The sequence below is a fragment of the Parafannyhessea umbonata genome (assembly GCF_012844235.1).
Classification (GTDB): domain Bacteria; phylum Actinomycetota; class Coriobacteriia; order Coriobacteriales; family Atopobiaceae; genus Parafannyhessea.
The window spans coordinates 1-19,472 of the sequence record NZ_JABAGR010000011.1 but is presented as its reverse complement, the minus strand read 5'-3'; the positions used below and the strand labels follow the sequence as shown (position 1 = coordinate 19,472).

Annotated in this window: 18 protein-coding genes, 2 tRNA genes and 1 other RNA gene; 15 read left to right on the top strand and 6 right to left on the bottom strand. The window is 64.7% G+C overall.

Features of this window, described 5'->3' with window-relative positions; translation table 11 throughout:
* Positions 1-227: 227 nt before the first annotated feature.
* Both HF885_RS09555 and HF885_RS09550 read left to right on the top strand, forming a co-directional pair.
* A complete protein-coding gene (locus tag HF885_RS09555) occupies positions 228-776 on the top strand; it encodes a hypothetical protein (protein ID WP_170104698.1) in 549 nt (182 codons plus the stop codon).
* On the top strand, positions 764-1,441 hold the full coding sequence (locus HF885_RS09550; RefSeq protein WP_206109893.1) for a prolyl oligopeptidase family serine peptidase: 678 nt from the start codon (positions 764-766) through the stop codon (positions 1,439-1,441). Before HF885_RS09555 ends, HF885_RS09550 begins: the two co-directional genes overlap by 13 nt.
* A gap of 162 nt (positions 1,442-1,603) precedes the next feature.
* Here the strand turns inward: HF885_RS09550 and HF885_RS09545 are convergent, their stop codons facing one another.
* The 5 genes from HF885_RS09545 to HF885_RS09525 all read right to left on the bottom strand — a co-directional run bounded on the left by HF885_RS09545 (position 1,604) and on the right by HF885_RS09525 (position 7,054).
* Positions 1,604-1,879 (bottom strand): GNAT family N-acetyltransferase, encoded by a 276-nt coding sequence (locus HF885_RS09545; RefSeq protein ID WP_170104696.1) that lies wholly within the window; start codon positions 1,877-1,879, stop codon positions 1,604-1,606.
* 141 nt (positions 1,880-2,020) lie between these two features.
* A complete protein-coding gene (gene amrS / locus HF885_RS09540; protein WP_170104695.1) occupies positions 2,021-2,920 on the bottom strand; it encodes an AmmeMemoRadiSam system radical SAM enzyme in 900 nt (299 codons plus the stop codon).
* Positions 2,917-4,356, bottom strand: coding sequence for an AmmeMemoRadiSam system protein A (gene amrA / locus HF885_RS09535; protein WP_170104694.1), 1,440 nt, complete (start codon positions 4,354-4,356; stop codon positions 2,917-2,919). Before amrA ends, amrS begins: the two co-directional genes overlap by 4 nt.
* A 158-nt stretch (positions 4,357-4,514) precedes the next feature.
* Positions 4,515-5,117 carry a hypothetical protein gene (locus HF885_RS09530; protein WP_170104693.1) on the bottom strand — a complete coding sequence of 201 codons (603 nt, stop codon included), beginning with the start codon at positions 5,115-5,117 and terminating at the stop codon, positions 4,515-4,517.
* Between the two features lie 125 nt (positions 5,118-5,242).
* Entirely contained in the window at positions 5,243-7,054 is a 1,812-nt protein-coding gene (locus HF885_RS09525) for an adenine deaminase (RefSeq protein ID WP_170104692.1), read from the bottom strand.
* Between the two features lie 347 nt (positions 7,055-7,401).
* Here HF885_RS09525 and HF885_RS09520 point away from each other — a divergent pair, with 347 nt between their 5' ends.
* The 7 genes from HF885_RS09520 to deoC all read left to right on the top strand — a co-directional run bounded on the left by HF885_RS09520 (position 7,402) and on the right by deoC (position 12,724).
* Positions 7,402-8,364: a hypothetical protein gene (locus tag HF885_RS09520; RefSeq protein WP_170104691.1), complete on the top strand. Its 963-nt coding sequence runs from the start codon at positions 7,402-7,404 to the stop codon at positions 8,362-8,364.
* A 37-nt stretch (positions 8,365-8,401) separates the two neighbouring features.
* Positions 8,402-9,445, top strand: coding sequence for an Ltp family lipoprotein (locus tag HF885_RS10670; protein ID WP_206109892.1), 1,044 nt, complete (start codon positions 8,402-8,404; stop codon positions 9,443-9,445).
* A 163-nt stretch (positions 9,446-9,608) separates the two neighbouring features.
* Positions 9,609-9,704: signal recognition particle sRNA small type (ffs, locus tag HF885_RS09510), an RNA gene on the top strand.
* Between the two features lie 123 nt (positions 9,705-9,827).
* Positions 9,828-10,487 (top strand): DedA family protein, encoded by a 660-nt coding sequence (locus HF885_RS09505; protein ID WP_170104690.1) that lies wholly within the window; start codon positions 9,828-9,830, stop codon positions 10,485-10,487.
* A 118-nt stretch (positions 10,488-10,605) separates the two neighbouring features.
* The gene (locus HF885_RS09500) at positions 10,606-10,836 is read left to right on the top strand and encodes a hypothetical protein (protein ID WP_235927401.1); all 231 of its coding nucleotides are present in this window, start codon (positions 10,606-10,608) and stop codon (positions 10,834-10,836) included.
* A 247-nt stretch (positions 10,837-11,083) separates the two neighbouring features.
* Positions 11,084-11,512: an Hsp20/alpha crystallin family protein gene (locus HF885_RS09495; RefSeq protein ID WP_090863840.1), complete on the top strand. Its 429-nt coding sequence runs from the start codon at positions 11,084-11,086 to the stop codon at positions 11,510-11,512.
* A 501-nt stretch (positions 11,513-12,013) separates the two neighbouring features.
* Positions 12,014-12,724 carry a deoxyribose-phosphate aldolase gene (gene deoC / locus HF885_RS09490; protein ID WP_170104689.1) on the top strand — a complete coding sequence of 237 codons (711 nt, stop codon included), beginning with the start codon at positions 12,014-12,016 and terminating at the stop codon, positions 12,722-12,724.
* A 223-nt stretch (positions 12,725-12,947) separates the two neighbouring features.
* Here deoC and HF885_RS09485 read toward each other — a convergent pair whose 3' ends face one another.
* Positions 12,948-14,033, bottom strand: a complete 1,086-nt coding sequence (locus HF885_RS09485) for a hypothetical protein (protein WP_170104688.1) — start codon at positions 14,031-14,033, stop codon at positions 12,948-12,950.
* A gap of 464 nt (positions 14,034-14,497) precedes the next feature.
* Here HF885_RS09485 and dnaX point away from each other — a divergent pair, with 464 nt between their 5' ends.
* The 6 genes from dnaX (at position 14,498) to HF885_RS09455 (ending at position 19,472) form a co-directional block, all read left to right on the top strand.
* Positions 14,498-16,846, top strand: coding sequence for a DNA polymerase III subunit gamma/tau (gene dnaX, locus HF885_RS09480; RefSeq protein ID WP_170104687.1), 2,349 nt, complete (start codon positions 14,498-14,500; stop codon positions 16,844-16,846).
* 153 nt (positions 16,847-16,999) lie between these two features.
* The gene (locus HF885_RS09475) at positions 17,000-17,308 is read left to right on the top strand and encodes a YbaB/EbfC family nucleoid-associated protein (RefSeq protein ID WP_170104686.1); all 309 of its coding nucleotides are present in this window, start codon (positions 17,000-17,002) and stop codon (positions 17,306-17,308) included.
* A gap of 71 nt (positions 17,309-17,379) precedes the next feature.
* A complete protein-coding gene (gene recR, locus HF885_RS09470) occupies positions 17,380-17,988 on the top strand; it encodes a recombination mediator RecR (protein ID WP_170104714.1) in 609 nt (202 codons plus the stop codon).
* A gap of 62 nt (positions 17,989-18,050) precedes the next feature.
* Positions 18,051-19,085 (top strand): hypothetical protein, encoded by a 1,035-nt coding sequence (locus HF885_RS09465; protein ID WP_170104685.1) that lies wholly within the window; start codon positions 18,051-18,053, stop codon positions 19,083-19,085.
* A 183-nt stretch (positions 19,086-19,268) separates the two neighbouring features.
* A tRNA-Asp gene (locus HF885_RS09460) sits at positions 19,269-19,345 on the top strand.
* A gap of 54 nt (positions 19,346-19,399) precedes the next feature.
* Positions 19,400-19,472: transfer RNA gene (locus HF885_RS09455), tRNA-Asp, on the top strand.

Genomic DNA, 19,472 nt, shown 5'->3' with positions numbered 1-19,472 from the left:
GCGGCCGCAAGGCAACTGCAAGGTTGCCGCGCGCGGCGACGACCGAAGCTAGAGCACGCAAGGCCTCCGGAGCTGGCATCTGCCTTTGGCCCCGGAGGCCTTTCCCTTCTCGCCCCGCGGGCGAGAAGGACGTGAGAACATGGTTGCGACCCGCCTTTCGGGCGCCTTGCGCGGAAATTTGCCCGAGCGCCACGCGCGGACGCCTCGCGGAAGACTTTGGAGGCATCATGGCAGAGTATCGAACCGTCACGACCGCGACGGACAGGGGCGCATACGTGAGCAGGCTTGTGCTTGACCTGCCGTACGACGTTGCGGATGCCGGCGACCTTGCAGATGCCTTTGCCGTGCGCGCGGATGGGGAGGACGTAGCCGTGCTTCGCGCATGGGCGTGCGACGAGATGGGCGCGCGTCGTCCCGGCGGCAGCCACGTGGTGCTCGAGCTTCCGGAGGTGAGGGCCACCCAGCGCATCGGTGGCGGGGTCATGGGCTCGAGGGAGCTCATGCCCGTGTTTCACGTGGCACAGCGTCGCGCGCTTGCGGCGAAAAATCCTTCTGCGGGTGCGCTCGGGGGCCTCGTGTTTGATGAGTCTGCGGGTGACACCTGTCCCGACCTGCTGGGATGGGACCTCACGGGCGAAGGAACTTCGATGGGTACCACATGCGCCTCTCGCTCTTTACGCCGGAGTGCGCGCGGGGTAATCGCTCGCCGCGGCCACGGTCCGTGCCGCTGCTGCTGTGGCTGCATGGCGCGGGCGAGCCGCGCGTGCCGTTTCTGACGGTCATGGCAAACAGGGTGACGGCGCTTGGGCAACCGGACATCCAGGCAAAGCTCGGCGGTGCGGCGTACGTGCTGGTGCCGTCTTCCCCCACGTATTGGATGGACTCTGGATCCGGCCGGATGGATGACGACAACCAGAGTCGCTACGTGCGCGCGCTTGGCGACATGGTGCGTCGCGCCGTCGCGGCGCTGCCGGCCGTTGACCCGTCGCGCGTGTACGTGGGCGGGCTCTCCAACGGCGGGTTCATGACGTGCCGCCTGCTGGCAGACTACCCAGACCTGTTTGCCGCCGGCATCGCCGTGTGTCCGGCGTGGAACGACGACCTTGCGACGGAGGCCGAGGTCGCGGCCATCGCTCGCACACCGCTCTGGTTGGTGCAGTCCGCGGACGACGACATCGTCGACCCGCGTCGCACCTCGATCCCCACGTACCGCCACCTGCGCCGCCTTGGCGCGGACGTCCACCTTACCCTGTTTGACCACGTGGACGACCTGACGGGCCGCTACCATGACGCATCGGGCGCGCCGCTTCGCTACCGTGGCCACTTCTGCTGGGTCGAGGTGTACCACGACTTCGTGGACGTCGACGCGGACGGGTCGCCCGTGACGGTGGGCGGCCGCCCGGTGAGCCTGTGGGAGTGGGTCGGTCTGCAGCGCAGGTAAAGACTGGTGCAAGATCGCGCCTGCGCCTGCGCCTGCGCCTGCGCGCGGCGCGTACAAGCGAAGCGGGCGGCCGTTGGCAAAAGCCACGTGCCGCCCGCCTTCTTGCGGTTGTCTTCCACAGGGCTTGCGGCTGCCTGCGCAGTCGCCGCCACGACCGTCGCGCTACTCCGTCACGAGGCCCTGGTACTCGGGGTGCTTCTTGAACCACGCTTGCGCATAGCTGCAGGAAAGCCTGGCCTTCTTGCCCGTCGCCTTGATGTGCTCCGCCGCGCGGCCCATCAAGAGTCCCGCGGTCCCCATGCCGCGCTCCGTTGGGGCAACGTACGTCTTGTTGATGTCCACGACGCCGTCCCCCGCGTCGGGAAAGAGGACTGCGCCCTTGACCTCGTTGTCGTCGCCAAGGAACTTGACGCTGTTGTCGTCGACCTGAAAGATCATGTTGAGCCTCCTTAGGGTGCCAAGCGGGGGCCGCGTGGCAAAATCGCCATGCGGCCCCCGCGAAAACTGCGTATGTTTTTATGTATACCCGTAAAGGCAGATGCTAGACATGCCGTCTTCGCGGGCGGTTGCGTCGCGCCGTCAGCAGTTGCCCACCAGCACGCAGTCAAGCTCTTCTCGCGCAACGTCAGCCAGGTGATAGACAAGCTCCACGTCCGTCGGCCGTGCGTCAGACATGTGCCAGCGCGGGAAGAACCGCGTCACGTGCAGCACCACCGTGCGGTCGACGGAGGCAAGCCACCGCGAGAGCCTCTGCATGTGATCGTCCGTGTCGTTCATGCCGGGCACGACGAGCATGGTCACCTCCAGGTGGCAGCCGCCCTCCGCGGCCAGCGCCTCTATGGTGTGCCGCACGGCGTCCAGCGCCCCGGCAGGCGCGCCGCACGCGTGGTAGAACGCGGGTGAGAAGGACTTGAGGTCTATGTTGGCGGCGTCCACCAGGGGCGCAAGGGTTGCAATTACCTGCGGCGTGGCGCACCCGTTCGAGACGAGCACGTTCGCGAGGCCCGCCTCGTGCGCAAGCTCGCCGCAGTCGCGCACGTACTCCCAGCCAACGAGCGGCTCGTTGTACGTGTAGGCGATCCCCGCCATCTGTCTGCCGGCCACCTCCTCGCGGCGCCGCACGTCAAGCGCCATGCGCACCAGCTCCCGCGGCGATACCTCGCGCCACGGCACGTCGCCCTCGCCGGATTGCGATATCTGCCAGTTCTGGCAGAACGGGCACCGCAGGTTGCACCCGTAGCTCCCAACGGAAAGAACGGTCGAACCTTGCATCCACCTTGCGATGGGCTTCTTCTGTATGGGGTCGAGCGCAATGGACGTGAGCCTGCCGTAGTTCTCTGGCAGGACCCTGCCGTCTCGGCAGCGCCGCGCGCGGCACCGGCCAACCGCGCCTTCCGCAAGCCTGCAGCGCCGTGGGCACGCGTCGCACGTCGCGCCTGACGTTGCGCCTGACGCAGCGCCCGACGCTGCGCGCGTCATGTGTGCCTCACCACCTCGAAGCGGTCCAGGTGCCAGTCGTCGCGCGAGAGGTCTATCCCGCCCTTGCGCGCCGCAATGCGCACCTGCTGCTCCACGCTGTCCACGCCGTCAAGATCGGGCAGGAGCAGACCGCGCCGGCCGTCGTCCGTGCTCACGATCACGCCGTAGCGGTGCACGTCCAGCTCCTGCGGCCCCGCTATGCGCTCCGGGGGCGTCAGCACGTCCACGTCGTACACCAGCTCGTCCAGCTCGCCCTTGCGCACGGGCGAGAAGCGCGGGTCATGCGCCCCGGCAGAGACGGCGTTGCCCAGGATCTCTGCCCACAGGGTGTCGCGCGTGGGCATGATGGTCCCGATGCAGCCGCGCAGCTCGCCGTCCTTCTTGAGCGAGACGAAGCAGCCGGCGGGGCTGTCGTCCGCCGCCTTGCGCAGCTGTGCCAGCAACCCGTCTGGCACGTCGGCCGCGCGCAGGCGCTCGCCCGTGCGAACGAATGTCTCGAGCGACAGCCGCGCCAGCCTCACAAGCGGGTCCTCCGCCTCCTTGCGGCGACGCATCTCCTCGCGGTGGGCGCCCTCGTACGCGGAAAGAAAGTCGCGAGCCGGGTCCGCGCGTTCTTCTCCCGTGGGAACGAACGCCGCCACGCCGTATCCAACGCCAAAAGGCCCCTGGTAGGAAAGGAGCTCTGAGCGCACGTCCGTCTGGTCCAGCGCGCCGGCCATGATCTGGAAGCTGCGCAGGCCGCACTCTGCCGCGCGCTCCGCAAACCCGCGGTCGATCATCAAAAGGTCAAGAAAATCCGCGGTCGAGAAGTCGTTGCAAACGCGTCGGTCGAACTTGGGCCCCTCCGCCGCAAACCCGTACGGGCCCTCTGGCGCAAGCTTGTGCGAAAGGTCGCCGGACGCCACGTACACGCAGCGCCGCCCCAGCACGCTGGCCACGCGCTGCACCAGCGTGCCCATGCGGTAGTGGTCCGCGGGCGAAAGGCCGGAAATGCCCATGCGCACCACCTTGTAGCTCGGCTCGCGCCCGGCCTTGCGGTAGGCTTCCTGTATAAAGTGCAGCGGGATCATGGTCGCGTGGTCAAGCGCGGAATCGCGCTCGCCCTCGCAGCCGGCGGCAAGCCCGTCCGCGTCCGCCGCCGCGGCGAGCGCCGTCACGAACTCAGTGTCGTAGCGCGCCGCGTAGCGGGCCTCCCTTGCGCCAAACTGCCCAAAGTTCCCCTCCGCGGACGCGCCGGGCGATACGTGGATGTAGTCGCGGTACATGACGGAGTGCGGGGACGATATCACGATCGTCTGCGGGTCGAGCTCCGCGATGCGCGCGCCTACCTCCCGATACGCGTCGATCGTCTTCTGAATCTCTTTCTCGCGGCCCCTGCCTACGGCCGGGATGATCAGGGGCGGGTGCGGAACCGCGAACGCCGCTACGATTGCCATGGGTCCTTCCTCCCCGGCATGCGCAGGCGGGCGCACGATGCGACATCCGCACCGCGCGCCCGCCCGTGACGCCGTTATGTTGCCGCTGGTTACAGGGTTGATACCCATACTGCGGCGCGTCTAGCGCGCCGGACACCCAGCTTGCGGCTATCTTGCACCTATCTTGCGGCTTTCTCCAGGAACTGCTCGAGCTCGCGCAGGCGGCTCACGCTCATCTGGCTGGCCGGGAAGTACGCCACACGCGCCTTGCCAAACATGGCCAGGCAGCCGTGCTCGTCGTGGCGCACGCGGCGCAGCTCGCGCAGCGGCAGGCGCAGCACCTCTGCACCGGGGCCCTCCACGATGACCTCTTCCGCGGTCACGACGTTGTGGCGGTTGAGGTCCTCCTTGGAATCGCCCAGGTTTGTGCCCATGAGAGCCCACATGGTGACGGACTTCCAGTTGCCTGACGCCGTGGCGCCAGACACCGACAGCACAAGCGCGATCAGGAAGATCGCCAGGTTGAATCCCAGCACGAAGTTCGTCACCAGCATCACGATGCCAACGACCAAAAGCACGAGGCACAGGTCGCGCGTGCGACCCCCGCCATAAAGCGCGGCCGCGTTGTCCGCGCTCTTCTCGTCCAGAAAGTACGTTACCGAGAAGAGCACGTCTCCGTACTTTTCGGCATCCTGCTCGGCTACGGTGAGGTTTTGCTCCTGGCGCTGCTTTGCGCTTATGTGCGCCGCCTGCTTGGAGCGGTTCTTGCTCTTTTTTGACATGTGGTCTCCCTGTACGTGGTTTAACCCCACGATGGTAGCGCAAAGGCAACGGGTAGCGAAAGGTCCGCCCCGAAGGACGGACCCGTGACGTGACCTTGCGGACGGCTTGCAGCTGCCTTGCGGCGCTACTCTGCCAGGAGCGGCTCCATCTTGAACGTGATGCAGTTGACGTAGCCGCGGTTGGTGAGGCGCAGGAACGGCACGCAGGCAAGCGACATGACGCCCATGGTCATGAACGGCGACGGCAGCGTGCAGCCCATGGTGGACCATGCCTGCTCGATGCGGTCGACCTCGGAGGCGACCACCTCGACGGGCTTGTCGCTCATGAGGCCGCAGACGGGCAGCTCGACCAGGGCGAGGACCTTGCCGTCCATGACGGCGACCTCTCCGCCGCCGCACTCCGCGAGCGTCTTCGCCGCAAGCGCCATGTCCGCGTCGTTGTCGCCCATGACGAGGAGGTTGTGGGCGTCGTGGCTCACGGTCTGGGCGAGCGCGCCGTGGATGCCGAAGCCGTTGATGAAGCCGAAGGCGTGAGTGCCCTTCTCGCCGTGGTGTCTGTCGAACACGCAGGCCTTCAGCACGTCGTGCTCCGGGTCTGCCTGGAGCGAGCCGTCGCGCACGGGCACCTGGACGAAAAGCTCGCGCGTGAGGGTGTCGCCCGCATTGACTCCGAGCGCGCGGACCTTGCACGTGTCTTCCTGCGTGTCGACCGGGATGCGGAACGTCTGCGGCGTGATGTCGATGCCGAGGTCCATGGTGTTGGTCATGAAGTCAGGCCACTGGAACGGCTCGACCTCGAACAGGGCCTTGCCGTCGCGCGCGACGAGCTCGCCGTCGATGTAGACCTGCGCGGCGCGGAAGTCCGTGAGGTCCTCGAACAGCGCGATGTCCGCGCACTTGCCCGGCGTGATGGAGCCCATGTCCAGCCCGACGCCGAAGTACGTGGCCGCGTTGATGGTGCACATCTGGATGGCGACGACGGGGTCGAGCCCGAGCCTGACGGCCTCGCGCAGGACGCGGTCCATGTGGCCGTCCGCAACGATGGTGTGCGGGTGGGAGTCGTCCGTGCACAGCATGCAGTGGCTGGTGTCCACGCCGCTCTGGATGAGCTGCGGCAGGTAGCCCGGCAGGTTGAGCCAGGCGGAGCCCTGGCGCAGCTGCACGTACATGCCCATGCGGAGCTTTGCGAGGACGTCCTGGAACGTGCTGGACTCGTGGCAGCTCGTGACGCCGGCGGCGATGTAGGCGTTCAGGCCGCGGTCGTCGTCCGTCGTGACGTAGTGGCCGGTCACGGGCTTGTCGGCCTTGAGGGTCTCTTGCACCTCGCCGAGTGCGTTCTTCTCGCCCGAAAGGATGCCGGGGAAGTTCATCATCTCGCCGAGGCCACAGGTCTCGGGCCACGTCATGGTGTCCGCGACCTGCGCGGCGTCGATGCTGGAGCCCGTGTCCTCGACGCCGAGGACCGCCGGCACGCACGACGGCGTGGTGAGCATGATCTTGAGCGGCGTGCGGGCGGCGTCCTGCCACATGGTCTTCACGCCCTCGAGACCGCGGACGTTTGCGACCTCGTGCGGGTCCGCGTAGATGCCGACGGTGCCGTGTGGCACCACGCCGCGCGCGTACTCGGACGGGCCGACCATGGAGGACTCGATGTGGATGTGGGTGTCAAGAAGGCCGGGCGCGGCGTAGAGGCCGTGGGCGTCCACGACGGTTGTGTTGGGACCGATGCAGTGCTCGGCCGTGTGGCCGTCGAATCCGATGTAGGCGACGCGGCCGCAGCTGATGGCGATGTCCGCGTTGTCCAGGATCTCGCGCGTGGTGACGCTGACGAGCTTTGCGTGGCGGATGACCGTGTCCGCGGCCTCCTGCCCCTGCGCCACGCGAACGAGCTTACCGTTGCATTCCCAGAGGGGAACCTTGCAGAAGTGATTGATCATGCGCGCCTCCCGTGACGACGCCGTGGCCGTTCGCTCTGCCCGCGGCGATATTTGGTTGCACCTAGGGTAGCGTATCGGCGCCGCGGGTTTGTGGCTTGTACCACGAATCAAACTCGAATAGTTGACTGGTTATCGCTTGAGTAGAAGGCGGCTCACGTAGCTTGTCTGTTACCTATCAGTCGCTTGATGCGAAACGAACTAACGAGGCAGAGAGCGGAGTCCGTTGTAAACACTCAAGGATTCCGAAAGAAGAGTCTCTGTCACAGAACTAGAATATAAAAAGCATCTAAAGCACACTAAATGTAAAAATTGCCAAAGGAAGAACTTGTTGAGGGGGAGGAGGCACAGTGGAAACGGCTATTGGACCGCGAGAGCGGCTGAGCAGCGCCGCCAAGCGTGTCGACGAAGCGAAAGAGTCGTATGAGAAGAGGGTGAAAGAAGCCCTCGCCGCAGTCGACGCCGCAAATGATAGATACGAGCGGCGTGTAGAGCTGTGTAGAAGGGGTGTTGAAGACGCTAGCGCACCCTATGACGGACAAGTTATGACCGTTGGGCCAATCGTACTTTATGGCAACAGAGTTGAATACAATGGCGAGACCCTGCAGCTCGATAACTCTCTCGACATAAGTGTCTCAACTAGTGGAAATGTGTATTCTGATACGAAGGTTTCCGGTGGCGGGCCAAGCATAGGAGGTGCGATTGTCGGTGGCGTGCTTGCCGGAGAAGCAGGGGCGATTGTCGGCGGAACGAAGAAGGTGACCACATCTACGGAGACGCATGATGAGCGAGCGCTTTACGTTAGCTTCGTGTCCGACGAAGGCAGCATGGTCGCTTCCGTCGACCCCGAGCTAGAACACGAGGCGAGAAATCTGGCAGCCAAGGCGAAGTACTTGACGCGAACTCTTGAGAAGAGGAAGAGCCTAGTTCAAGAGGCCGTAGATAAAGCTAAGGAGCAGCTCGACGAAGTGATTCGAGATACCGAGGAAGCCAATTCCTTTAAGGAAAAGTACGAAGAAATAAAAACTGACACAAGCGAAGTCGACAAGGCGCAAGCGGAATACGAGTCAATCAAGCAAAGCATAGACCCGTCCGAAATCAGGGCAGAAGAGCGAGCCGTGGCAAAGAAGCGCCTATCAAGAGCGATGCAGGTGGTAAAGATAGTTTTGGCACTCTTCCTGATTCCTCTTGGACTTGAATTCTGGCTTGAGCCTCCCCAATCTGCAGTGGGCGGAACCGTGAGCTTACTTATAGCTGACGTACTTGTTGTATCAACTGTTCATCACCACAAAATTCAAAAAACGATGCAATAGAGGGGCGCTATAAGCACTCGTGTAGAATGGGGGGATTGTGAGCGAAGCGAAGAAAGAAGAGAGCGAGCTGGAAACGTCTGACAGCTCACCAGAGGCGGAGGCTGGCAAGGCCAAAGATTCCTCGGAAGCCGAGTCCACCACAGATGAAAAAAATGACAGTGAGAATTCTTGTACTTCGGAGGAGAAACACGAGAGGCAGCCGAAGAAGACAGGGCTATGGAGCTATCGCGAAGTGAGGGTAGGGGCGTATTTTGCGGCAGCGATAGTGGTGCTGGGAATCCTCTTCGGAACGCACGTGTTGTGCGCACACGAGTGGAAAGAAGCAACGTGCACTGCGCCGAAGACCTGTCTGATTTGCGGGAGAACACAAGGGAAAAAACTCGGGCATAAATGGCTTGCGGCTACGTGCACCTTGCCAGAAGTCTGTGAACGTTGTGGCAAAGAGGAAGGCAAGCCACTTGGCCACGCTTGGAAAAAGGCGACGTGTACTGAACCGGAAACATGTAGCCGTTGTCTTGTAACCAGAGGGTCTGCCCTAGGACACGATATTACTGACTGGAAGGTCACGAAAGAAGCGACGTGCACTGAAACCGGCGTGCGAGAAGGTGTGTGCAAGCGCTGCGGGGAGACCATCAAGCAAGAAACTCAGAAGAAGGAGCATACGCCAGGAGACTGGGAGATTCAGAAGGACTACACCATATCTAGCGACGGTTACGTTACGCCTGGAGTAAAGGTCCAGAAATGCAAGGTTTGCGGACAGGTGCTCAACCAACAGGAGTACACGGTCGAACTTACTGTCTCTCAGAGTAATGCCTTGGCAAGGGCCGCTAGTTACCTGGACTATACTTCGTTCTCCTACAAGAGCCTCATCGATCAGCTGGAATTTGAGGGGTTCTCTTCAGAGGATGCTACCTTTGCGGCAGACCACTGTGGAGCTGACTGGATGGTCCAGGCAGAGAAGAAGGCTAGACAGTACATGGACTACTCGTCCTTCTCGAGAGCGAGTCTGATCGGGCAGCTTGAGTTTGAGGGCTTCACGGCCGAGCAGGCAGCGCATGGAGCGGATTCGGTCGGGCTGTAGATTCTGATGCTTCCGGAAGACAGACAGCGTTAATTTGTGCCCGGGCTGGTGGGTGGTTTTCCATCGGCCCGGGCGCACTGGCGACGTGGGCTTTTGGTGTTATCGTCCGGGCGATACCACGTGCGCCGCGCCGGGCAGGTAGAGTATCAGTCCGTGAGTGTGCTCGATGGGTTCGGGCGACGTACTGTTCCGAACCTGGTCAGGACCGGAAGGTAGCAGCCATAAGGAGCCTCGGGCGGGCGCCCGTTCCCATCGAGCACACTTTGACCTGCGCCCCAAACCGCGAACGCGGCAAGGGGTGTTGTTGTAAGCAGAGACTGCGGACCCGCCTGTCGCGAGCCCTGGCACGCGTTGGCGCCGCCAAAGGTAAGGATTTTCTCGCATGGGATTCGTGAACTTCATCGTCGAGCTGCTGAAGGACCCCCGCACGGCCATAGCCAGCGCCATCGCCGCCGGACCGGTTGTGGCGTACGGCTTTGTGTTTCTCATCATCTTCATCGAGACGGGCGTCGTGTTCTTCCCGTTTCTTCCGGGTGACTCGCTGCTGTTTGCGTCGGGGTTCTTCGCGCACAACGGCGGCTTCAACATTTTTATGCTGCTTGGCGTCGCGTGGGCCGCGGCCATCCTGGGCGACCAGTGCAACTTCATGATCGGCCACTTCTTTGGGCAGAGAATCGTGGCGTCAGGCAAGGTAAAGGCCATGACCCCGGAGCGCGTGAAGAAGACGGAGGACTTCCTGGACAAGTGGGGCCACCTCGCGGTCTTCCTGGGCAGGTTCTTCCCGTTCATCCGCACGTTCGTCCCGTTCCTGAGCGGCATGGGCGGCATGCACTGGCGCAACTTCGTGATCTTCAACGTCCTGGGCGGCATCACGTGGTCCACGCTCTTTACGCTGCTGGGCTACTTCTTTGGCGGCATCCCCGCGGTGCAGAAGCACTTTGAGCTGGTCATCGTGGGCATCATTCTCGTTTCTGTCATCCCGGCCGTCGTGGGTGCGCTCAAGGCGAAGTTTGGCAAGAAGGCGGAGGAGGCGGCCGAGTAGGCTGCCGCGCGGCAAGGGGGGCTGCCTTCGAAGGCGTCCGTTAAGATAGATAGGTGCAAGCCTGGGGCGTCTGCCTTCCGACGGAGGCGGGCGCCCCTTTGCGTGGGACGGAGGATGCATGAGCGATGACACGACGACCGCGGGCATGGCCGCGGCGGAGCGCGAGCGCAGGCTCGAGCGCTACGAGGCGTTTGCGGCGGGCGTGCGGGAGGACTACAGCAACGCCGTGCGCCAGATGGACGACCTGCGCGCGCAGGGTCGCGTGAAGACGGCGACGTACCGGCAGCTCTTTGCGTACAAGTCGACGCTGGGCGAAATCCTGGACCGCCTGGAGGAGTGTGGTCTGTAGAGGCGCCAGAGAGAAGGACGACCGAGGGGACGTTTCCCAGCTTGGGCGACGTCCCCTTGTGCATGGAGACAGGCGTCATGGATTCGAGAGGTCTAAACCTTAGGCTGAAGCACTTAGATATCGTTAGCGTATAAGACTCAAAAAATCTGAGAAACCATGTTTAAGTTACTGGTAGGTGGTTACATATACCAGTGAACCCAAGGAAGCCCAAAGGAAGGGCGTCCAGCCAATAGAAGGAGTGGTAACAATGGCAGGTATGGTTCCCTATAGCGACTACGAGAAGGCACTTCGCAGGGTTTGGCCGTTCGCAGCGATTGACGACTTCTTCGCACCGCTGGCTGTGTCGGACGCAGACGCGTTCAACATGGACGTCGAGGACGCGGGCGACAAGTACGTGATCACGGCTGAGCTGCCGGGCGTCAAGAAGGACCAGGTCGACATTGAGCTCAACGAGGGTCGTCTGAGCATTAGCGTCGACAAGAAGGAGTCCGACGAGCAGAAGGACAAGAACTACCTGCAGAAGGAGACCTCGGAGTGGCAGGCAACCCGTGGCGTGTACCTGAAGGACGCGGCCAACGAGGGCATCTCTGCAAAGATGGACGGCGGCGTTCTGACGGTCGACGTCCCGAAGCAGGAGGAGAAGAAGGCAAACGTCACGAAGGTCACCATCGAGTAGCCGGACGGCGGAAGGCTTTCTGACCTGCGGGGTTTCAGGCAACCGTTAGGTAGCAAGCGTTAGATGCCAGGCGGAAGGCGGTGCCCGATGCCTGACGGCCGAGAGCTGAAAGGGGGTCGAGGCGAATGAGAGAGGGAATGGCTTTCCCGCGCACGCGAGGTTTCGTGCGGCCGCAAGAGTGTCGCGGACTCATGTGGCGTCGATTCCCGGGGACTCACGGCGCCGTGAGACTCTAGGAAGGCGCGGAAACGGCGGGAGTGCCTCGCCATCCACGACGCGGAACACGCACTCGCGCATGCGCACAACCGAATATGACTTGCTCTGGACGGGGCGGTGCCGAGAGGTACCGCCCCGTTCTTCTCGCCCGCGCGAAAGCCCCACGGGGCCGTCCTGCGCAACCGTCTGCGTGAGCGATGGTCGCGGCGCGCGGCGATGCGTTGGATAATGCGCATGTCGAAGCATTGGCCGCGCGCGGATGGACGCGCGCGGGGGAGGGGGAACATGAAGTCTTACACGCTGGACGACCTTGCGAGGCTCGTTGACCACACCAACCTGCACCCCGACGCGACGCGCGAGGACATGGAGCGCCTGTGCGACGAGGCGCGGCGCTACCACTTCAAGATGGTCGCGATCAACTCGGTGCAGTCGGCGCTGTGCTCGCGCCTTCTGGCGGGGACCGACATCGACACCGGTGCCGCTATCGGGTTTCCGCTGGGACAGACGAGCGTCGCGTGCAAGGTGTTCGAGACGAAAGACGCCCTGGCCGCCGGCGCGAACGAGATCGACTACGTGGTGAACCTGACGGAGGTCAAGGCCGGCAACTGGGAGTACGTTGAGGACGAGATGCGGCAGATCGTGGACGTGTGCCGTGAGGCCGGCGTTCCGAGCAAGGTGATCTTCGAGAACTGCCTGCTGACCGACGACGAGAAGGTGTCGCTGTGCGAGGTGGCCAACCGCGTGCTGCCCACGTTCGTGAAGACGTCGACCGGCTTCAGCACCGGCGGGGCGACCGTGGAGGACGTGCGGCTGATGCGCGCGCACGTGGATCCGCGCGTGAAGGTGAAGGCTGCGGGTGGCATTCGCACGGCCGACGCGTTTTTGGACATGGTGCGCGCGGGTGCCGAGCGCATTGGCTGCAGCGCGGGCGTGCCGATCATGGACGAGCTGCGGCGCCGCTTCGAGGAGCGAGGCGTGAGCAGCATCGAGCTGTAGGCGGGACGTGCGACGCAACCGCTAAGGACGAACGTAGAACACTCAAAGTAAGGTTGACGTTCGCGTCGCGTTTCCGCAGGTCGCTGAATTGTGTCGAAAATATGTTCTACGTTCGTGTGCGGTGGGCCGTGTCCGGGTGATGCGGCCCATCGCTTTCGTGCCCGTACTAGCGACGTTCGAGCTCGCTGCGGGCCATGTCGCCTCGACGGCCAGGCAGGAGCGATCACAGCAACAGCTGCCTGGTACGTGCGAGGTCCTGGTGGGCGAGAGCATCGCGTTGGGCGAGGAGGTTTCGAGCTCCCTCGGCCTCGATTCTGTCCATCGCCCATCTTGCCAGCGCGTCCATACCGCCTGGCTCGTACAGATCTTCGGACGTAACGGAAATAACCTGCAGGCCAGCGGCCATAAGCTCGCGGTCTCTGCGGCGGTCATCGACGAACTTGTGTCTCGCATCGCGTGTTGCCCTGTCAAGCTCACGCTCTCTGGCGCGGCTGCCTGGGTTCAGCCCAAGGTTAAGGCCGGCGTGGGCAATGGTATCGATAGGAAGGTGATCGCTGCTGTCGTAGTTGAAGCCAACGTGCGTTCCTGCAAAGAGAATGTCGGGAACGCGAGAGGTGCGCGCTCCGACAAAGGTGGAGCCCCCAGCGAATCGCTTGTTGAGGACCAGGGGTCCGAGGCCATAGCCCTGACTTGTGACGGGTATCGAGAGCACGGTCGCCACAGAGGTTTCCATCGGAGACCAGGAGTTATCAGTAATGAGAGGTGCGAGGCTTCTTGCCTGTTGCATTCCCCAGATGTGAGCCTGCGGGTAGGAGGCGAGAAAGGCACGTATCTCTTCCTCGCTAGTTGCGGGAGTGATGCCGAACGTCGAAGCACCGCGATTGGGCTCGTGGGCGTCCAAGGTGTAGGTTCCGCAAAGCTCGAGCGCGAGCGCGAGGTGCTCAACGGGGGAAAGAAGAGACCCCATTTGTGCAAAGAGCATCTCTGGTCGGGGTATCCAGATTTCGTCATCGACTCGGATGAACGAGTTCTGCGGCAATAGCCAGTCCCTGAGCGTACTGGCATGCAGCAGCTTTGTGCGCGGTGCTTTGCAGAAGCGGCTAACGATAACCTCGACTGGCTCCCCTGGACTCGGCGGTTCGCTCAGAAGGAGCGCGTCGCAATCGATGGCTTGTGCGGACCAGCGCTTCGCGGGCGAGGGGTCAGGAGCCTGGAGCTCGCCGTGGGGAAGGCCGTGCAGGTCTACGCGCTGAGCCCTAAGGGCGCGCGTGATGCGCAGGGCATCCGAAAGTCCGACCGTGAGTCTCATGTTGAAGACCTCCCGTGCGCGACCGCGGCTTTGTCATCGCTAACTCGTTCTTTCGACCGCGCGACGCGCTCGCGCGGACAAGCGACGAACTAAGATGAGCTACCGTATGTAGTAGTGAGGGCGAATTATAACAAATATCGACGTTCGACTAGTCGTTCATAGCAAGCGATATTACGTGATAAACGAGCAAAATTTACTCAACTGGGCAAACTTCATAGATGCATAAAGATAGATGAAAGATAAGCACTGTGGACGTAGTGATCTGCGGTAAGAGCACCGCCGCGCGCGGCGAGGGGATGCAGCAAGCGATCCACGCGGCCCGCAGTGGCAAGGCATCCCGCGCCGCGACCGCGATGCGTCGCAAGCCCCCCGGCCGCTATACTTATGCCCCAGACAACAAGGCCCGCGACGCGGTGCCTCGGCGGCATAGCCGGGGCGTGGCGTCGCGACGCGCGGGAGGCGCAATGGAATCTCTGTACAGGAAGTATCGTCCGCAGACGTTTGACCAGGTAGTTGGCCAGCAGCATGTGGTTTCGACGCTTGAGAACGCCGTGCTGGAGGGCCGCACGAGCCACGCGTACCTGTTCTGCGGGCCGCGTGGTACGGGCAAGACGACCATGGCGCGCATCCTGGCAAAGGCCCTGATGTGCGAGCAGGGGCCGGGGCATCTGCCGGACGGGACGTGCGAGCAGTGCAAGCTGATCGCGGCGGGCGAGCACCCGGACGTGTACGAGCTGGACGCCGCGTCCAGGACCGGCGTGGACAACGTTCGCGAAGAGATCATCAATCGCGTCAACTATGCCCCCGTGCGCGGCAATTACAAGTTCTATATCATCGACGAGGTCCACATGCTCACGACGGCGGCGTTCAACGCGCTGCTGAAGACGCTTGAGGAGCCTCCTGAGCACGTGGTTTTCGTACTGTGCACAACGGACCCGCAGAAGATTCCCGAGACCATCCTCTCGCGCGTGCAGCGCTTCGACTTCCGCGCCATTGGCGCGCCGGACATCGAGGCCCACCTCGAGGACGTCTGCCGCCAAGAGGGCTTCGAGTACGACAAGGCCGCGCTCGAGCTGGTGGTGCGCCACGCGCGCGGCGGCATGCGCGATGCGCTGAGCACGCTGGAGAAGCTCTCCGTATTTGGTGACGGCAAGGTGTCGCTGGAGTCCGCCCAGGACCTGTTGGGCGAGGTCAGCGGCTCCATGCTGGTGAGCGTCGCCTGCGCCATGGCGGAGCGCAACGTGCCCACGCTGTTCTCGGCGGTGGGCGACCTCGTGAGCCAGGGCCGCGACCTGCTGGAGTTCACCCGCGAGCTCGCGGGTCACCTGCGCGACGTGTACGTGGTCGCCGCGGTGGGAGTGAAGCCCGGCGTGGTGGAAGCTAACGAGGAGGAGCTTCAGAACCTGCGCGACGAGGCGCTGGCGTTTGGCTCCGTGGACAGGATCTCGCGCGCGATGGTGGTGCTGGGCGATGCCGCGAAGGAGATGCGCACCGCGACGGACCAGCGCCTGGTGCTCGAGGTGGCGCTCACCAAGATCGCGCGCCCCAAGAGCGACCTGACGCTCGACTCCCTCGCGGATCGCGTGGCCCAGCTCGAGCGCCGCGTGGCGGAGCTGATGGTGCCGGGCGCGATGCCTACCGCCGCTCCGGCGACCCCCGCGCCACCGGTCGCCGCACCAGCAGCCGCGCCCCGTGTGCCGCGTCCAACTGCGCCCGCGCGTCCGGCGCAGGGCGAGAAGAACGTGGCCACCGCGCCGCAGCCAGAAGCTGGGGTGCGCCCCGCGCCTTCGCCACAGCCCACGGTGTCGCAGCAGGCGCCCGTGCAGGCAGCCGCAAGCAAGCCGGCTCCAGCGCCACGATCCGCGGCGCCGGCACCGAAGCCTGTCACGCCCCGGCCCGCACCGGCTCCGGCACCCCAGCCCGCACCGGCTTCGGCACCCCGGCCGGTGCCAAAACCGGCATCCCAACCGGCGCCCCAGCCCGTGGCTCCCGCGCCAAGTCCGGCTTCCGGATCGACTGCCGTGACGGATGGCGGAGAGCTCCAGCGCAGGTGGCGCCAGGTGGTCGACGCGCTGGTGCGCAAGGACCCGCCGCGCGGCTCGCTGCTGCTCAGCTCCTCGGCCATCAGCGACGACGGCTCGAAGCTGCTGGTCAACCTGCCTAAGGGCTCCGCGTTCGCCGTGAAGATGCTCGAGCGAGCAGACGTGAGGGCCGTGGTCGAGCCTGCCGTCGAGGCGCTGTTCGGCCACAGACAGCTGATCTATGCCGAGGCAAGCCTGCGCGGCGCGGACATCGCGCGCTCCCAGAGGGCGGCCGCGCCGACTTCCGCACCGCGTCCGGCTCCCGCCCCGGCGCCTGCCCCGGTTCCCGCCCCGGCTCCCGCACCCGCGCAGCCAGCCGGGCCCATGCCCTGGGACGACATGCCACCCTACGAGGAGGTTCCCTACGACGACGCGGCCGCCGTCTCGTACGACGAGGACGTGCAGGAGGGAAGGGCTCCCGGTGGATACGACGCCGCGCCTGCACCTTCACCGCAGACCCCGGCGACCGCTCGCAAGCCTGCGCCTGCCCTGGCCCCCGCGCCTGCGCCGCAACCAGCACCTGTCCCCGCGCCTGCGCCTGCGCCGCAGCCCGCGCCCGCGCCGGCCCCGACGCCGAAGCCCGCGCCCAAGCCAGAACCCGTGCGCGCGTTTGGCGACGCGCAGCCCGAGGCGTCGCTGGACGACGCGCCCGCAGACGCCCAGGCCGTGCTCGACATGCTGTCCAGCGTGTTTGGCGACGTGAAGTACGCCGGCGTGCAGAAGAAGGAGTAGCCGGGCCGCACAGGTTCGTAGCGGTACGCTGTACGTGACTTGCTCGCGGTTTCGTGACGTGCAAGTAGCCGTATCATTCGGTGGGTACAAACAATAGGGCGAGAAGGGCATGCTCTTCTCGCCCACGGCGATTCCCCAGTTAGGAGAACCAACATGAACATGCAGCAGATGATGAAGCAGGCGCAGAAGATGCAAAAGCAGCTTGCGCAGGCGCAGGAGAAGCTGGGCGAGACCGAGGTGTCCGCCTCGGCCGGCGGCGGGATGGTCAAGGTGACCGGCACCGCGGACGGGCACATCACCGGCATCACGATCGACCCGGAGGCGCTGGACCCGGAGGACGTGGAGATGCTGCAGGACAGCATCCTCGCGGCCGTGAACGACTGCCTGGAGAGCGGCCAGAGCGTCGCGAACCAGCAGATGGGTGCCATCACCGGCGGCATGAACATCCCGGGGATGTTCTAGTGGCGCTTTCGGGCGAGGCGTTTGTCGGCTCGGCCGGCGCGGGCTCGGCCGGCGCGGGCTCGGGCGTCGCGGTGGCGGGCGCGCCGGGCGACGGCCGAGCGCTGCAGCGCCTGCTTGACGAGCTGGGCCGCCTGCCGGGCATAGGGCCAAAGTCTGCCCAGCGCATCGCGTACTACCTGCTCGAGGCGGACGCCGAGACCGCGCGCCGGCTGGCGGACGCCATCCTGAGGGTGAAGGAGCAGGTGCACTTCTGCCCGATCTGCTTCAACTACGCCACGCGCGAGCACTGCGACGTGTGCGACGACCCCACGCGCGACCGCAGCCGCATCTGCGTGGTCTCGGAGCCGCGCGACGTGCAGGCCATCGAGCGTACCGGCTCGTTCCACGGGCTGTACCACGTGCTGGGCGGGGTGATATCGCCCATGGACAAGGTGGGCCCCGAGCAGCTGCACGTGCGCGAGCTGCTTGGCCGCCTTGCGGACGGCACGGTGGAGGAGGTCATCCTGGCCACGAACCCGGACGTCGAGGGCGAGACCACGGCCACGTACCTGAGCCGGATCATCCGGCCGCTGGGCGTGGAGGTGACGCGCCTGGCAAGCGGGCTGCCCGTGGGCGGCGACCTGGAGTACGCCGACGAGGTGACCCTTGGCCGCGCGATAGAGGCCAGAAGGGCGCTTTAGTTCGCGGCTCCGCGCGGTTCGTAGCATAATCGCAGCAGACACCAGACGGGGAGGTCTGACACATGAGCGAAAACGCAGGAAGCTCCTCCGCACGGCACGGCGCCCGGCACGCGGCGACCGGCTCGGGCGGCGCGCGCGTGCCCAGGCGCGGCGGACGCTCCACGGGCGGCACGCACTTTGCGGGAGCCACCACCAACCACTACCAGAACTACAGCGTCGGTCACGACTACGATAGCGACGGCATGGCCGAGCAGGCCGCGCCGCGCCCCGTGCTCGACCCGGCGGCGACCGGCTCGTTCAGGCGGATCGACGCGAGCATGGGCGCGAAGGTCGAGACCCGCTCAAACGTAGAGACGCTCTCCGCGGACTCAACCACGTCGTGGCGCCGCAGCGGCTACGGAAGCGAGCGCCGGCTGTCCGACGCGTACCGCCCCCAGACGCAGCGCCGCGAGCCCCAGACGCACACCAACCGCAAGCTGATCGCGGGCATCGCGGTGGCCGTCGTGGTGGTGCTGGCGCTTGGCGGCTACCTTCTGGGCGGCATCCTGAGCGGCGGCACCGCCAAGACCACCAAGACAAAGCAGGTGGAGAAGACCGTGGTCGCCGCGGACCAGTCCATCCGCTACCGCGACGCCACGTACTCGCTGCGCAAGCAGGACGACGGCACGTACGCCATCGTGTCGGCCGTCACAAAGGGCGAAGGCCTGCAGGTGATGAGCACGGTGCCCGGAACGCCGGCGAGCCTGGTACTGTACAACGGCACGATCGTGGTGCCCGAGAACCTGGATGGCAACTGGGACGTGTACGCGTGCACCATCGGCATGGGCACGCCGGCCTCGCCCGTGGTCGACTCGGACGGAAAGGCCGTGGGCGGATCGGGCACCATCAAGTCCGTCAAGCTGTCCCAGCAGGGGATCGCCGTCACGACCGACTCGGGCGACACCACCAGCGTGACGCTCAGCGGCAGCGCCTCGGCCATCGGCACGAAGTCCGATGCGAAGTCGGATGCGAAGTCGGACTCCAAGTCGGGCTCGGACTCCGACGCGTCATCCAGCGCCGCGGGCGCGTCCGACGACGGCACCGCGACCACGGAGTAGCGCCGCCGGAGCCGCCACGCCCGCCGGGCCCCGCAGCCGCCTTGCGGTGCCGGGCCCGCGTCCTTCTCGCTCGCCGGCGCGTGCCCGCCAAGGTTGTGCACAACTGGTGGAGAAGAACTTTCTTAATTTTGTGCTAGACAAACGTGGGGCGAAGCGTGTACTATTGCTTACGCACTGATGCACGGGGTATTAGCTCAGCTGGTTAGAGCGCCGGCCTGTCACGTCGGAGGTCGCGGGTTCGAGTCCCGCATATCCCGCCATTCATGTATTCAGGGCTTCGGGGAACCGGGGCCCTTTTTATTGCACCAGCGCACGGGGTATTAGCTCAGCTGGTTAGAGCGCCGGCCTGTCACGTCGGAGGTCGCGGGTTCGAGTCCCGCATATCCC